The 14697-nt window shown below is 67.5% G+C and carries 13 protein-coding genes; 10 read left to right on the top strand and 3 right to left on the bottom strand.

The annotated features are described in order from the left end of the window. Nucleotides 1–1692, bottom strand: a complete 1692-nt coding sequence (locus tag LFT44_RS20320) for an alpha-amylase family protein (RefSeq protein ID WP_236800314.1) — start codon at nucleotides 1690–1692, stop codon at nucleotides 1–3. Continuing rightward, nucleotides 1689–2717 carry a TIGR03885 family FMN-dependent LLM class oxidoreductase gene (locus tag LFT44_RS20315; protein ID WP_236800313.1) on the bottom strand — a complete coding sequence of 343 codons (1029 nt, stop codon included), beginning with the start codon at nucleotides 2715–2717 and terminating at the stop codon, nucleotides 1689–1691. Before LFT44_RS20315 ends, LFT44_RS20320 begins: the two co-directional genes overlap by 4 nt. A gap of 165 nt (nucleotides 2718–2882) precedes the next feature. Between LFT44_RS20315 and LFT44_RS20310 the strand changes: the two genes are divergently transcribed. Continuing rightward, nucleotides 2883–3806 carry an AEC family transporter gene (locus LFT44_RS20310; RefSeq protein WP_236800312.1) on the top strand — a complete coding sequence of 308 codons (924 nt, stop codon included), beginning with the start codon at nucleotides 2883–2885 and terminating at the stop codon, nucleotides 3804–3806. Nucleotides 3807–3859: 53 nt separating this feature from the next. Then, the gene (locus LFT44_RS20305) at nucleotides 3860–4948 is read left to right on the top strand and encodes an ATP-dependent DNA ligase (RefSeq protein ID WP_236800311.1); all 1089 of its coding nucleotides are present in this window, start codon (nucleotides 3860–3862) and stop codon (nucleotides 4946–4948) included. A gap of 165 nt (nucleotides 4949–5113) precedes the next feature. On the opposite strand, the gene LFT44_RS20300 is transcribed toward LFT44_RS20305, so the two are convergent. Next, on the bottom strand, nucleotides 5114–6433 hold the full coding sequence (locus tag LFT44_RS20300) for an MFS transporter (RefSeq protein WP_236800310.1): 1320 nt from the start codon (nucleotides 6431–6433) through the stop codon (nucleotides 5114–5116). 233 nt (nucleotides 6434–6666) lie between these two features. Here LFT44_RS20300 and LFT44_RS20295 point away from each other — a divergent pair, with 233 nt between their 5' ends. The 8 genes from LFT44_RS20295 to pcaC all read left to right on the top strand — a co-directional run bounded on the left by LFT44_RS20295 (nucleotide 6667) and on the right by pcaC (nucleotide 14685). Next, complete coding sequence (locus tag LFT44_RS20295; protein ID WP_236800309.1) at nucleotides 6667–7530, top strand: IclR family transcriptional regulator; 864 nt, start codon at nucleotides 6667–6669, stop codon at nucleotides 7528–7530. 153 nt (nucleotides 7531–7683) lie between these two features. Continuing rightward, nucleotides 7684–8565, top strand: coding sequence for a shikimate dehydrogenase (locus LFT44_RS20290; protein WP_236800308.1), 882 nt, complete (start codon nucleotides 7684–7686; stop codon nucleotides 8563–8565). Further along, entirely contained in the window at nucleotides 8565–10457 is a 1893-nt protein-coding gene (locus LFT44_RS20285) for a bifunctional sugar phosphate isomerase/epimerase/4-hydroxyphenylpyruvate dioxygenase family protein (protein WP_236800307.1), read from the top strand. The genes LFT44_RS20290 and LFT44_RS20285 overlap by 1 nt, the downstream gene beginning before the upstream one ends. Nucleotides 10458–10496: 39 nt before the next feature. Then, entirely contained in the window at nucleotides 10497–11366 is an 870-nt protein-coding gene (gene pcaH / locus LFT44_RS20280) for a protocatechuate 3,4-dioxygenase subunit beta (RefSeq protein WP_236800306.1), read from the top strand. Nucleotides 11367–11368: 2 nt separating this feature from the next. Next, nucleotides 11369–11926 carry a protocatechuate 3,4-dioxygenase subunit alpha gene (gene pcaG / locus LFT44_RS20275; RefSeq protein WP_236800305.1) on the top strand — a complete coding sequence of 186 codons (558 nt, stop codon included), beginning with the start codon at nucleotides 11369–11371 and terminating at the stop codon, nucleotides 11924–11926. Beyond that, on the top strand, nucleotides 11923–13395 hold the full coding sequence (locus LFT44_RS20270) for a lyase family protein (RefSeq protein WP_236800304.1): 1473 nt from the start codon (nucleotides 11923–11925) through the stop codon (nucleotides 13393–13395). Before pcaG ends, LFT44_RS20270 begins: the two co-directional genes overlap by 4 nt. Next, the gene (locus LFT44_RS20265) at nucleotides 13388–14206 is read left to right on the top strand and encodes an alpha/beta fold hydrolase (RefSeq protein WP_236800303.1); all 819 of its coding nucleotides are present in this window, start codon (nucleotides 13388–13390) and stop codon (nucleotides 14204–14206) included. The genes LFT44_RS20270 and LFT44_RS20265 overlap by 8 nt, the downstream gene beginning before the upstream one ends. Next, nucleotides 14203–14685, top strand: coding sequence for a 4-carboxymuconolactone decarboxylase (pcaC, locus tag LFT44_RS20260; RefSeq protein WP_236800302.1), 483 nt, complete (start codon nucleotides 14203–14205; stop codon nucleotides 14683–14685). Before LFT44_RS20265 ends, pcaC begins: the two co-directional genes overlap by 4 nt. The last annotated feature ends 12 nt before the right edge of the window (nucleotides 14686–14697 follow it).

The following is a 14697-nucleotide window of genomic DNA, read 5'->3' as shown; positions in this document are numbered from 1 at the left end:
TTACGGCGCCAGCCGGTCACCTTTGCGGTGCACACGGAACCAGCGGCAGCCGTAGCGCCCCAGCTTCACCGTGAAGCCGCCGTCGGGCGCCAACCCAACGCTGTCGCCGTCGAACAGGTCCAGCAGCATGGCGTCCCGGAAGCCCCGGGGACCGTCATCCGGCTCCAGTCTCCCGCTGACCTTCACGGAATCTTCGCCGAAGTTGTGCAGCAGTACCAGCGTCCCGCCCTCGGAACTGCAGGTGTGGGCGAACACCGCGGGCTCACCCTGGTCGATGACCCCGAAGCTGCCCCAGCCCAGCTCGGCGGCCTCACGGTACCGCGCGATCAAGGTGGCCATGAAGTTAAACAGCGACTCCGGGTCCCGCTTGGCCGCGGCGGCGTTGACCCGGTCCGGACCGTACTCCCCGCGCACCAGGGGTGCCACCAGGTCCGCTGTTTTGGCGCTTGAGAAGCCGCCGTTCTTCTCGTTGTTCCACTGCATGGGGGTACGGACGGCAGCGCGGCCCTTCTGCCGCAGGTCTTCGCCCATGCCGAGCTCCTCGCCGTAGAACAGCACCGGGGTACCGGGCAGGGAGAACATCAGGGAGTACACCATCCGCAGGCGGTCCGGGTCCCCGCCGAGCATTGGCGGCAGCCTCCGCCGCAGTCCGCGCCCGTAGATCTGCATGTTCTTCTCCGGCCCGAAAGCTGCAAAGACCTCTTGGCGCTCGCCGTCACTGAGCTTGTCCAGCGTGAGTTCGTCGTGGTTCCGCACGAACATGGCCCACTGGTTGTCCGGGTTGATCTGCGGCCGGCCCTTCAGCGTTTCCGCCAGGGGACGTGCATCCTGCCGGGCCAGGGACAGGTAGAGGTGCTGCATGGACAGGAAATCGAACTGCATGTTCAGCTCGTTGCCTTCCATTCCGCCGAAGTACTCCAGCTGCTCCTTGTAGGACAGGTTCACCTCGCCCAGCAGCACCGCGCTACCGTTGCGCCGGTTCAGGAAGCTGCGCAGTGCCCTGAGGTAGCCGTGCGGGTTGATCCTGGCTGCCTGGTCCTTGGGCTCGCCCTTGGTCTCCAGGAAGAACGGCACGGCGTCCAGCCGGAACCCGTCCAGTCCCAGTTCCAGCCACAGTCCCATGGCCTTGGCGATCTGGTCCCGGACCTGCGGATTGGTGACGTTCAGGTCCGGCTGGTACTTGGCGAACATGTGGAGGTACCACTCGCCCGTGGCCTCGTCCCGGGTCCACAGCGAGTTCTCCTCCCCGGGAAACACCACCTCGGCGGAGGTGTCAGGGGGTGTGTCCTTGCGCCAGACGTAGAAATCGCGGTACGGGTTGTCCGTGGACTTCCTGGCCTCCACGAACCACGGATGCTGGCTGGAGGTGTGGTTCACCACGAAGTCCGCGATCACCCGCATCCCCCGGTCCTTTGCGGCGCGGATGAATTCCACCAGGTCGCCCAGCGTGCCCAGCCGCGGGTCCACATTGAAGAAATCCGTCACGTCGTAGCCGTCGTCGCGGTCGGGGGACGGGTAGAACGGCATCAACCAAATGCAGGTCACGCCCAGGGCAGCCAGGTAGTCAACCCGCTGGGTGAGGCCGGCGAAGTCCCCCGTGCCGTCGCCGTCGTCGTCATGGAACGTCTCCACGTCCAGGCAGTAGATGACGGCGTTCTTCCACCAAAGGTCGGAGGTCTCGGCGATCCTCATGCGGAAGCGTCCGACGCCGGTTTGCCGGCTGCCGCGGCCAGTTGCGGTTCGGCGGGGGTGCCTGCGGGGGTGCGCAGTTGGGGGAGCACCTCCGCGGCGAAGGCGTCGATGAAGGCTGCCTGCTCCTGCCCCACGAAGTGCAGGTACAGCTCGTCGAAGCCAAGGTCCGCGTACCTGGCCAGCCACTCCACGTGCTGCTGAAGATCCGCGGAGACATTGACGGCGCTGCGGACCTGATCTTCGGGCACATGCGCCCCCGCGGTGTCGAAGTGCCGGGCGGTGGGCAGGTCCCAGGGGATGGGCGGGGCGAAGGTGTTGGTCCGCCACTGGTCCAGGGCAATGGCCGCGGCTTCCTTGTCCGTGCCCGCCCACGACAGGTGGACCTGCAGTACCGCCTTTCCCTTGCCGCCGTTGTCCCGGTAGGCGGACAGCATGTCCCGGAGCTTTGGCGCCGGCTGGTTTATGGTGACCAGGCCGTCCGCCCAGGTGGCCGCGCGGTGTGCCGTTTCCACGCTGACGGCGGGTGCGATGAGCGGCGGCGGTGTGTCCGGAACGTCCCAGATCCGCGCCTGCTCCACCGTGACCAAGCCCCGGTGGGTCACCTCCTCGCCGCGGTGCAGGCGGCGGATTACGTCCACGCATTCCTCCAGCCGGCGCTGCCTGATGTCCTTGGCGGGCCACGCGTCCCCAGTGATGTGTTCGTTCATGTTCTCGCCACTGCCTGGGGCGAACCAGAACCTGCCGGGGAACATGCTGGCCAGCGTCGCCGTGGCATGGGCGGTGATGGCCGGGTGGTAACGCTGACCCGGCGCGGTCACCACCCCGAACCGCAGGCTGGTGGTGGCAAGCGCCGCGCCCAGCCAGGACCACGCGAAGCCGGCGTGCCCCTGCCGTTGGGACCATGGTTCGATATGGTCTGAACACATGGCCGCGTCGAAGCCTGCGCGCTCTGCGTGCTGGACGTCCTTGAGCAGCTGGCCGGGGCTGATCTGTTCGTGCGAAGCGTGGAAGCCGACGGTAACCATCGTTAACCTGTACCGCCCCGGAAGCGCCGTGTCGAGGGGCCGGCGGCACGGCGGTGGGCCATTCTGTGGACGCTTCTGGCGCAGCGCTCCTTATTCGATAAGTTTGGGACTTGTAGTACTGCCTTCCTGCGGTGGTGCATGGTGGAAGCGGAAGGAAGTACCCACGTGGGCGGTGTGCTCATCGGACTGGCGGTGATCGGCGTGGTCATCGCCGTCGGCTATATCGCCGCGCGCTGCGGGCTGGGGGATGAGCCCACCATTTCGGCGCTGACGCGGACCGCCTTCTTCATCACCAACCCGGTGCTCCTCTTCACGGTGGTACTGAAATCGGATTTGTCAGTGGTCTTTTCCGCCTACGTTCCGCTTGCCATCATCACTGCAGGGGTAACGGCACTGCTCTATGTCGCCGCCAGCCGCATCTGGTTCCGGAGGCCGGCGGCCGAAACAGCCCTTGGTGCCATGGCCGGGTCCTACGTCAACGCCAACAACATCGGCATCCCCATCACCCTCTACGCCCTGGGTGACGCCACCCCGGTCGCCCCGGTCCTGCTGGTCCAGCTGCTCCTGTTCGCCCCGCTGGTACTGACCCTGTTGGACCTTTCGGCGGCCGGCCGGTTCTCGCCCCGGCTGATGCTGACCCAGCCCTTCCGCAACCCAATGATCATCGCCTCGCTGCTGGGCGTGGTCCTGGCCGCATTCCATGTGCAGCTGCCGGAACCTGTGATGGCGCCGCTGACCCTGCTGGGCGGCGCCGCCGTCCCGGTGGTGCTCCTGGCGTTCGGCATGTCGCTGCGCGGGACCAGGATGCTTCGGAGCGGCGGCCACACGGCCGAGATCCTCACTGCCACGGCACTCAAGTCCGCGGTGATGCCGGCGGTGGCGTTCGTCGTCGGACGCTTCCTGTTCAACCTGGACCACCGGATGCTCCTGGGCGTGGTGCTCATGGCGGCACTTCCCTCGGCCCAAAACGTCTTCCTGTTCGCCAGCAAGTACGGACGCGGGGTGGCTGTGGCGCGGGAAACCATCCTGCTTTCCACCGCGGCCGCAGCACCGGTGCTGGTGCTGATCGTCTGGCTGCTGGCGGGCTGACGCCGGGCGTGCCGCCCTACCGCCAAGCGGGCCGGCCGGGCAAGAATGGGCACATGGAACTTCCCGTGATGCCGCCCGTCCCGCCCATGCTCGCCAAGGCCGTCAGCGGCATCGACGGCATTCCAGGCAGCGGGGACCTCAGCTATGAGCCCAAGTGGGACGGCTTCCGCTCCATCATCTTCCGCGATGGTGACGATCTTGAGATCGGCAGCCGCAACGAAAAACCCATGACCCGCTACTTCCCGGAACTCGTTGCCGCGCTCAAGGAGAACCTGCCGCCCCGGTGCGTGGTGGACGGCGAGATCATCCTGGTGGGGACTTCGGGCGACCGCCTTGATTTCGACGCCCTGCAGCAGCGGATCCATCCCGCCGCCAGCCGCGTGAAGCTGCTGGCACAGCAGACACCCGCCTCCTTCGTGGCCTTCGACCTCCTTGCCCTCGATGATGACGACTACACCGGCAGGCCCTTTTCCGAGCGGCGGGCGGCGCTGGAGAAAGCCCTCGCGGCCAGCAAGGCACCCGTCCACTTGACAGCGGCAACCACGGACAGGGACACGGCCGCGCAGTGGTTCGAGCAGTTCGAGGGGGCCGGGCTGGACGGCATCGTCGCCAAACGGCTGGACGGCAGGTATGAGCCGGACAAGCGGGTGATGTTCAAGGTCAAGCACGAGCGCACCGCGGACTGCGTGGTGGCTGGCTACCGGCTCCACAAGAGTGGCCCGAACGCCATCGGTTCCCTGCTGCTGGGCCTGTACAAGGACGACGGCGGCCTGGCCAGCGTGGGGGTGATCGGCGCCTTCCCCATGAAGAAGCGGCAGGAATTGTTCGAACAGCTCCAGCCGCTGGTCACCGACTTCGAGGGCCACCCGTGGGCGTGGGGCAAGCAGGAGGAGGGCGAGCGGACGCCGCGGAACGCCGAAGGCAGCAGGTGGAGCGCCGGGAAGGACCTCTCCTTCGTTCCGCTTCGGCCCGAACTGGTGGTGGAGGTCCGCTACGACCACATGGAGGGCGACCGTTTCCGCCACACGGCGCAGTTCAACCGCTGGCGGCCGGACCGGGACCCGGAATCCTGCACGTATGAGCAACTGGAGGAGCCGGTGAACTTTGACCTGGCCTCGGTGCTGGAGACCGGCCGGGGGTAGCGGCCCCCTGCCGGGCACCCGGCCGGGCTCCGTCGTCGTGCATTCCTGCCCGGTTACCGGTGTCCAGCCTGTTGCGGCGCAACGGAAAAGCCCGCCGCCCCTGGTTTTTCCAGGAGGCGGCGGGCTTTCTGCGTTAAGTAACCGGGCAGGAACGCGCGCGGGCGCCTACTTCAGGCCGAGCTGCTTGGTGGGTGTCCGGAAGGACTCCTTGGCGGTCAGCGCTGACACTGCGGCGATGGCGCAGATGATGGCCGTGAAGATGGTGATCTGCACCCAGCCGCCGGCCTTGATGCCGCCCATGGCAGCCACGATGGCCGGAGCGAACCCTGCCATCAGGAAGCCCAGCTGGGTGCCGATGGCCAGGCCGGAGAAGCGGACCTTGGTGCTGAACATCTCGGCGTAGAAGGACGGCCATACGGCGTTGGCGGCCGCGTAGCCACCGGAGAAGTAGCCGATGGCGGCCAGGAACATCAGCGGGACGCTGCCGGACTCCAGGCTGAGCAGGAACACGGGGGTCAGGAGCGCGCTGGCCACGGCGCCGTAGATGAAGACGGGCTTGCGGCCGATCTTGTCAGCGAGCATGCCGAAGAGCGGCTGGGTGCCCAGGGCCACGATGTTGGCGGCCACCACCAGCCACAGGGTGGTGGTGCCGTCAACGCCGGCCACGGTCTTGGCATAGCTGATGGCCAGGGTGCCGAACACGGTGGAGACGGCGGCGATGAAGGCGCAGCAGATCACGCGGAGGACGTCGCGCCAGTGGCCCTTGAGCAGGTCAGCGACCGGGAGCTTGGCGATCTGTGCGGTCTTCCGGGCCTCTTCGAAGGCGGGCGGCTCGTGGAGCGTGCGGCGGATGAGGAATGCCACTACAACCACCGCGGCACTGAGCCAGAACGGGATGCGCCAGCCGATGCCGAATTTGATCTCATCCGGCAGGGCCAGGACGGGAATGAACACCAGGGCGGCGAGGATCTGGCCGCCCTGCGTTCCCGTGAGCGTCCAGGAGGTGAAGAAGGAGCGGCGGTTGTCCGGGGCGTGCTCAAGGGTCATGGAGGAGGCGCCGGCCTGCTCACCCGCGGCGGAGAGGCCCTGGCACAGCCGGGCCAGCACCAGCAGGGCCGGAGCCCACCAGCCCACAGTCCGGAAGTCCGGGAGGCAGCCGATGACGAAGGTGGACGCACCCATGAGCACCAACGTGAACATCAGGACCTTCTGGCGGCCCACCCGGTCACCGAAGTGGCCCAGGATGATGGCGCCGACGGGGCGCGCCACGTAGGCGAAGCCGAAGGTGGCGAAGGACATGATGGCGGCGTTGGCATCGGCACTGGGGAAGAAGACCGTGGGGAAAATCAGCGCCGCGGCGGAGCCGAAGATAAAGAAGTCGTAGTACTCGACGGCGCTGCCGAGGAAGCTGGCGAGGGCGGCCTTCCTGGGCGTCCCGGCATGCGTGAGGGCACCCGCCTCTGCGGACGGAAGTGTCTTGCTCATGGTGTTCCTTTGGTGTGACGACATTGTCGCGGATGGATCTGGTGGTCGCAGCCGCCGCTGCCTTGGTGCGGGCGGGGCGCGATGCGGCTGGAGTCCGGAAAAGACCCGGCATAAATAGCCACATGGTGGGAGCTACTTGTGCGATACAGAAACTATGACTGTGAGTGCTGTCACCTGTCAAGAAAAATAATCACCATCTAGAAGCAGCTCTCACATTGTGGCAACATGGAGTCATGAGTGTGAACCAAACCACAGCGATCAACGACGACTCCGCTGTAGCCGCCCCCACTGCGGAACCTGTCAACGCCATGCCTCCGGAGGGAAGGGTTGCTGCCCGTCCCGCCGACCGCACAGACATGGTGGGCAAGGCCCTTGGCCTGCTCGTCCTGCTGGGCGAGGAACCGCGGGGCGCCACCGCCGCAGACATCTCCCGCCGGGCGGAACTTCCGTTCAGCACCACCTACCGCCTGCTCGGCTCCCTGACCCGCGACGGTTTCGTCGACTACGAGCCGGACGGCCGCCGCTACCACCTGGGCCTGCGGATCTTCCAGCTGGGGCAGCGGGTCTCCAACCACCACGGCTTTGCCGGCACTGCTATGCCGGTCCTCCGCCGGGTGACGGCCGAAACCGGCGAAGCGACCATCCTGAGTGTCCGCGACGGCCTGCACCACCTGACCGTGAGCAAGGTGGACGGCCCGCAGACTTTCCGGGTGACCAGCGACCCCGGCCACTTGGGCTCCCTGTCAGCCACCGCCGTCGGCAAAGCTCTTGTGGCGTTCGCCGAGGACGCCGAACGGGAAAAACTGCTGGACGAGCTGCCGCTGGAAGCGTTCACCGGGAAGTCCATCACCGACCGCGACGCCTTCCGTGCGGAAATCGACAAGGTCCGCAGGCAGGGCTACGCCGTCATGGATGAGGAAAACGAGGCCGGCATGCGGGCCGTGGCCGTCCCGCTGCTCAACAGCCAGGGACATGCCTTTGCCTCCCTGGCCACCGCCGTGCCCGTCTTCCGACTGGGCCTGGATGAGCTGGTTGCCCATGTACCCCTGCTGCAGGAGGCGGCTGCGGAGCTCGCAGCACGGCTTCCGCAGCGCTAGCGGGCTGCTTCATTACGCCCTCTTGACCCGCCAATGTTCGTATCTAGAACAACGGTGCGATAAGTGAACATTTGATGTACCGTAATCCCTATCACCCCGCAGCGCGGCCCAAGTTCCGCTGCTGCCCGGTGCCGTACCAAAGGAGCTGCACGCATGAGCAATCGAACTGAGTCCTACCTGGTGGGACTGGTTGGTGATGGTGTGATGCCATCGCTTACGCCGCCCATGCATGAACGGGAAGGTGATGTGCAGGGCCTGCGCTACCTCTACCGGCCCATTGACCTGCTTGAACTGGGGCTCACCGGGGAATCCGTGGGTGACATCCTGAACTGCGCCCGCAACCTGGGCTTCAACGGCCTGAACATCACCCACCCCTGTAAGCAGCTGGTCCTGCAGCACCTGGACGAGGTGAGCCCCGATGCCCGCCGCCTGGGCGCCGTCAACACCGTGGTGATCCGCGACGGCAGGTTCATCGGCCACAACACCGATTTCTCCGGTTTCGCCGCGGCGCTCGCCGCCGGACTTCCCGGCGCCCGCCTGGACCGTGTGGTGCAGCTTGGTGCCGGCGGCGCCGGATCGGCGGTGGCCTACGCCCTGCTCACCGCCGGCGTGCGGACGCTGGACCTGGTGGACATGGACCCCGCCCGGGCCGCCGCACGGGCTGCCGAGTTGCAGGCCTTTTTCCCGGACAGCACCGTCACGGCAGGCACGACGGCGGAGCTGCCGCAGCTCATGCCCCTGGCCGACGGTTTGGTGCACTGCACCCCGGTGGGCATGGCCGCCCACCCCGGCGTCCCGCTGGACCTGGACCTGCTGGAGCCCCGGCACTGGGTGGCGGACATCGTCTACCGCCCCATCGACACCGAACTGGTCCGCGGCGCCCGCGCCAAGGGCTGCGAGGTGCTGGACGGTGGCCGCATGGCGGTAGGCCAGGCCGCCGACGCCTTCCGGATCTTCACCGGGCTGGAGGCGGATCCGGACCGGATGCGCTCACACTTCCTGGAACTCGTGGCCGCCGAGGAGGTGGCCGCCTGATGCGCACCGGAATCGCCACCGTCTGCCTCTCCGGGACCCTGAAGGAAAAGATGCAGGCCTGCGCCATCGCCGGCTTCGACGGGATCGAGATCTTTGAACAGGACCTGGTCACGTCCCCGCTCAGCCCCGAGGACGTGCGGAAGATGGCGGCGGACCTGGGCCTTGGCCTGGACCTGTACCAGCCGTTCAGGGACTTCGACGGCGTCTCGCCGGACCCGCTGAAGGCCAACCTCCGGCGGGCCGAGGCCAAGTTCAAGCTCATGGCGCGCCTTGGCATGGACACGATCCTGGTCTGCTCCAACGTCGCCACTGCCACCATCGACGACGATGCCGTCCGCGCTGAACAGCTGGCGCAGCTTGCCAACCTCGCCGGGGACCACGGCGTCAAGGTGGCCTACGAGGCCCTGGCCTGGGGCAAGTACGTCAACGACTACGAGCACGCCTACCGCCTGGTGGAGATGGTGGACCACCCCAACCTGGGCACCTGCCTGGACTCGTTCCACATCCTGAGCCGGGACTGGGAGACCTCCCACATCGAGGCCTTTGACCCCGAAAAGATCTTCTTTGTCCAGGTGGCGGACGCCCCCAAGCTCTCCATGGACGTCCTCTCCTGGAGCCGCCACTACCGCGTATTCCCCGGCGAGGGGCAGTTCGAGCTGGCCAAGTTCATGGGCCACGTGGTCCGGGCAGGCTACTCCGGTCCCGTCTCCCTCGAGGTCTTCAACGATGTCTTCCGCCAGTCCGACGTTGAGCGTACGGCCGTGGACGCCATGCGCTCGCTCATCTGGCTGGAGGAGCAGAGCGCCAAGTGGCTGGCCGGTACCCCAGCCGAAGGTGCGGCGGGGAACAGCGGCGTGGTCCGCCGTCGTTATCCCATGGAACTGGCCACGCTGCCCAAGGTGAACGAGCCCGCCGGCTTCAACTTTGCCGAGGTGAAGGCGGACGATACCGCGCAGCTGGAGAAGTTGCTGGGCCAGCTGGGTTTTGCGTTCGAGGGCCGGCACCGCACCAAGGACGTCCAGCTGTGGACCATGGGGCAGGCGCGGGTGATCATCAACGAGCAGGCCGCGCAGCACGCGGAACCGGCCATCGCCGCGCTGGGGTTCGACGTCGATTCCCCCGTGATTGCCTCCGCCCGGGCCCAGCAGCTCAAGGCGCCCGTGGTGGCCCGCAAGGTGCAGGCGGACGAGGAAGTGTTCCAGGGTATCTCCGCGCCGGACTCCACCGAGATCTTCCTCTGCCAGGGCAGCCCGGACGGCACCGCAGCGTGGACGCATGAGTTCGGGGAAGGGCTCGAACACCCATCAGCCGGGTCCAGTGCCGTGATCGACCACGTCAACCTTGCCCAGCCCTGGCAGCACTTTGATGAGGCCGTCCTCTTCTACACCAGTGCCCTGGCCCTGGAGCCCCAGCCCTTCGCCGAGGTGCCCAGCCCCAGCGGCCTGGTGCGCTCACAGGTGATGCAGACCTCCGACGGCGCGGTGCGGCTGGTGCTGAACCTGGCCCCCATCCAGCAGGCACGGAACGAGGCCCGCAAGACCTACCAGGAACACATCGCCTTCGCCGTGGACGACCTCGTGGCAACCGCCCGGGCTGCGAGGGACCGCGGCCTGGAGTTCCTGCAGATCCCGGCCAACTACTACGAGGACCTGGACGCCCGGTTCGACCTCGAGCCGGATTTCCTGGCCACCCTGCAGGAGCTCAACCTGCTGTTCGACCGGGACGCTGACGGAGAATTCCTGCACTTCTACACCGCCACGGTGGGCAGCGTGTTCTTCGAAATGGTGGAACGCCGCGGCAACTACGACGGCTACGGCGCCCCCAACGCGCCGGTACGCCACGCGGTCCAGTACGACTCGCTGCACCGCAGCACGCCACACCGCACCACTTAGACCAGAGCAGGAAACGAACAAAACAGAAAGGAGCCAGCCGTGCCGGAAAACATCACCGAGGAGCTGGAGTCGGAGGAACTCGTGCCCCCGGCCGAACCCAAGGCCGCCCACCAGCTGGACAAGGCCATCGAATCGCAGGCAGACCTCAGTGCAGAGATCACCGCCATCGGCGAGGCCTACCAGCGGGCCCTCAAGGACGGCGCCCAGCAGGAAACGCAGCCGCGGCTGGACTACCCGCCCTACCGCAGCAGCATCCTGCGCCACCCCACCAAGAGCCTGCAGCATGCGGACCCGGAGACCATCGAGCTGTTCTCGCCGGCGTTCGGACACCAGGACGTGCACGCGCTGGAGTCGGACCTGACCATCCAGCACAACGGCGAACCGCTGGGTGAGCGGATCATCGTGTCCGGCAAGGTCCTGGACGGCGACGGCCGCCCCGTGGCGGGCCAGCTCGTGGAGATCTGGCAGGCCAACTCCTCCGGCCGCTACATCCACAAGCGCGACCAGCACCCGGCCCCCATTGATCCCAACTTCACCGGCATCGGCCGCTGCATCACCGGCCCGGACGGTTCCTACCGGTTCATCACCATCAAGCCCGGTGCGTACCCCTGGAAGAACCACCTGAACGCGTGGCGGCCGGCGCACATCCATTTCTCGTTGTTCGGCAGCGAGTTTACCCAGCGGATCATCACCCAGATGTACTTCCCGGGTGACCAGCTCTTCCCGCTGGACCCGATCTACCAGACCATCGTGGACCAGGACGCCCGCGACCGCCTGGTGGCCACCTACGACCACAGCCTCACCGAGCCGGAGTGGGCCCTGGGGTACAACTGGGACATTGTCCTGACCGGCCCCAAGCGGACCTGGACCGAGAATGAAGCATTCGGCACCGAAGGCGACGAGGAGTAGACATGAGCACCAAACTGGTACCCACCCCCGGGCAGACCGTGGGCCCGTTCTACGGCTACGCCCTCCCGTTCGAGAAGGATAACGAGCTGCTCCCTCCCGGGTTCCCTGGCGGCATCCGCCTGCAGGGTACGGTCTACGACGGCGCCGGCCACACCATCCCGGACGCCATCCTTGAGATCTGGCAGCCGGATGCCGACGGCAAGATCGTCCAGCGCACCGGCTCCCTGGTCCGCGACGGCTACACCTTCACCGGCTGGGGACGCGGCGCCGTGGGCAACTCCGGCGTGTTTACCTTCACCACCGTCAACCCCGGCCCCACCAAGCCGGGTGCAGCGCCCTTTATTTCCGTGGCGCTCTTTGCCCGTGGCCTCACCAACCGGCTGTTCACCCGCATCTACCTGCCGGAGGACACCGAGGCCCTGGCCAACGACCCCCTGCTGAGCTCCCTGGACCCGGAGCGCCGCAAGACGCTCATCGCCCGCCGAGACGCCGACGGGGGCCTCACCTGGGACATCCGTCTCCAAGGTGAGGACGAGACGGTCTTCCTGGACTTCCAGTGACCCACGCCGCCGCCTTGGGAGACTTGCGCGCCTTCGCAGAAGAGGCCGACGCCGGCCTGCTCAGTCCCGTCTCAGCCTCACCTTTGGTGGCAGCGCTGACGGGGGACCGGGCAGTGCTGGCGGCCATCCTCGCCGTCGAGTCCGGCTGGGCAGCCGTGCTGCAACGGGCCGGCCTGGCACCCGCCGGTTCGGCCGCCGTCGTCGCTTCCGCCGCAGAGGCGGGGCGCTACGACCTGGCCGGTATCGCGCTGCGCGCCCAGGGCGGCGGCAACCCGGTGATTCCCCTCCTGGCCGATCTCCGGAAAAACGTGGCGGCCCTGGACATCGCCGGCGTGGGAGCCGGGAAGGCCGTGCACACGTCCCTGACCAGCCAGGACGTGCTGGACACCGCACTCATGCTGCTGGCCCGCAACACCGTCCACGCCGTGCTGGCAGACATAAGGGGTACGACGATGGCGCTCGCCGCCCTGGCGGGGCAGCATGCGAACACGCTGTGCGTGGGCAGGAGCCTGACCCAGCATTCCCTTCCCTTCACCTTTGGGCTGCGGGCGGCGCAATGGTTCCAGGGCGTCGCCGCCGCGGGCCGCCAGCTGGAGGCACTGGAGTTCCCGGTCCAATTCGGCGGGGCTGCTGGAACGCTTGCTGCGGGCACCGTGCTGACGGAGGGCTCCTCCGCCACCCCGTTCAGCCTGGCCGATGCCCTCGCGGTGCAGCTGGGCCTGGCCCCGGCGGCCGCTCCCTGGCACACCAACCGGCTGGCCATCACGTCCCTGGGCCATGCACTGGCTTCCGTGCTGGACGCCTTTGGCAAAATCGCCGCGGACGTACTGTTCCTCAGCCGGCCCGAGGTGGCAGAACTCGCCGAACCGCGCGCTGCCGGCCGCGGCGTCTCCTCCGCCATGCCCCAGAAACAGAACCCCGTGCTGTCCGTCCTGGTCCGCAGCGCCGCACTGCAGGCACCGCAGCTGGCAGCTCAGCTGCACGTGGCCGCCGCCAACTTCAACGATGAGCGCCCGGACGGAGCCTGGCACACGGAGTGGCCGGCTCTCCGACAGCTGCTGGCCCTCGCCCTCGGGGCCGCTGGGCACCTCCGCGAACTCGCCGAGGGGCTGCGGGTATTCTCGGACGCCATGCGCCGCAACCTTGACCTTGCCGGGCCGCTGCTGCTGGCCGAGGGCGTCAGCGCAGCGGTGGCACCGTTGCTCGAGGAGAAGGACGGCCGCAGCGGCAAGCAGCAACTGCAGGACGTGGTGGACCAGACGCTGCAGGCGCCCCCCACTGAGCAGGGGGCCGCGTACCGGAAGCTGCTCCGTGAAGCTGTCCCCGCCGCCGTCGTCACCGACGCACGGCTGAAGGAACTCCTGGATCCGGCCAGCTACCTGGGCCAGGCGGCGGAGATCGCGCGCCGCATCCTGGCCACCTTCCCCGACTTTGTTTCCCCCGACGCGAATGGAGCTTCCCGTGGCTAGACCGGCTTTGAAGGCAGCGCTGCTGTCCCCCCAGCGGCCCCTTGGCGACCACCCCCTGCTGGTGGCGGGCCCGTCCCTGGGCACGTCCACGATCCTGTGGAACAGGGTGGCGTCCCTGCTTGGCAACGACTACGACGTAGTGGCCTGGGACCTTCCGGGCCACGGCGTCTCGCCCGCCGCCACCGAAACCTTTGACGTCGCGGACCTTGCAGACGCCGTGGTGGATCTGGTCGACTCCATCGCTCCCGGTGAAAATTTCCACTACGCCGGCGTTTCCCTGGGCGGGGCCACCGGCCTGCAGTTGGGCATCAAGCACGGGGAGCGGCTCAAGAGCCTGTCCGTGCAAAACAGTGGTGCCAAGATCGGCACGCCGGAGGGTTGGCTGGAGCGCGCCGAAACGGTCCGCACCCAGGGCACGCCGGTGATGATCCAGGGCTCCGCGCAACGCTGGTTCGCGCCGGGCTTCATGGACCGCGAACCCGAGTTCAGCAGCCGGCTCCTGCACGCCCTGCGCGACGCCGACCGCTTCAGCTACGCCTTCTGCTGTGAAGCCCTGGCAGCCTTTGACGTCCGGAACGAGCTCGGCAGCATCACCGTTCCGACCCAGGTCATCGCCGGCGCGCTGGACGGCGTGGCCACGCCCGCCATGGCGGAGGAAGTGGCCTCGGGAATCACTGCCGGCGGCGGCACCGCCACCGCCGTGACAATCGAGGGCATCTCCCACCTGGCCCCCGCCGAGGCGCCCGCGCACGTGGCGGACCTCATGCGCAGCCTGATCAGCTGGGCCGAATCCCGGGCGGCAGCCAAGTGAGCGGCGCCGAACGTCCGGGCCTGGAGCGTCACGGCGTGGTCCAGCCGGGCGCCACCAGCCAGGAGATTTACGACGGCGGCATGGCAGTCCGGCGCGAAGTCCTGGGCGACGCGCACGTGGACCGGGCCAACGCCAACAAGGATGAGTTCACCGAGGACTTCCAGGACATGATCACCCGCATTGCCTGGGGTGGCATCTGGACCCGTCCGGGGCTCCCGCGCCAGATGCGCTCGGCCGTGACCATCACCGCCATGGTGGCGCACGGGCACTGGGAGGAACTGGCCATGCATATCCGCGCCGCCCTCCACAACGGCCTGAGCCGGGACGAGATCAAGGAAATCCTGCTCCAGACCGCCATCTACTGCGGCGTCCCCTCCGCCAATACTGCCTTCAAGACCGCCCAGCAGGTCTTTCGCGAGATCGACACCACGCATGAAGAACCTGCGGTCCCCGACACCAACCCCACCCCTCCCAACTAGCTCGCAGCAGTT

Source organism: Arthrobacter sp. FW306-05-C (assembly GCF_021801725.1).
Lineage (GTDB): Bacteria > Actinomycetota > Actinomycetes > Actinomycetales > Micrococcaceae > Arthrobacter.
This window is presented reverse-complemented; position numbering and strand designations above follow the sequence as displayed.

Excerpts from the sequence above, each read along its gene's own strand:
- LFT44_RS20295 (WP_236800309.1), top strand. The coding sequence starts at position 6,667 with ATGAGTGTGAACCAAACCACAGCGATCAACGACGACTCCGCTGTAGCC.
- LFT44_RS20320 (WP_236800314.1), bottom strand. The coding sequence starts at position 1,692 with ATGAGGATCGCCGAGACCTCCGACCTTTGGTGGAAGAACGCCGTCATC.
- LFT44_RS20290 (WP_236800308.1), top strand. The coding sequence starts at position 7,684 with ATGAGCAATCGAACTGAGTCCTACCTGGTGGGACTGGTTGGTGATGGT.
- pcaG (WP_236800305.1), top strand. The coding sequence starts at position 11,369 with ATGAGCACCAAACTGGTACCCACCCCCGGGCAGACCGTGGGCCCGTTC.
- LFT44_RS20315 (WP_236800313.1), bottom strand. The coding sequence starts at position 2,717 with ATGGTTACCGTCGGCTTCCACGCTTCGCACGAACAGATCAGCCCCGGC.
- LFT44_RS20300 (WP_236800310.1), bottom strand. The coding sequence starts at position 6,433 with ATGAGCAAGACACTTCCGTCCGCAGAGGCGGGTGCCCTCACGCATGCC.
- LFT44_RS20285 (WP_236800307.1), top strand. The coding sequence starts at position 8,565 with ATGCGCACCGGAATCGCCACCGTCTGCCTCTCCGGGACCCTGAAGGAA.
- LFT44_RS20305 (WP_236800311.1), top strand. The coding sequence starts at position 3,860 with ATGGAACTTCCCGTGATGCCGCCCGTCCCGCCCATGCTCGCCAAGGCC.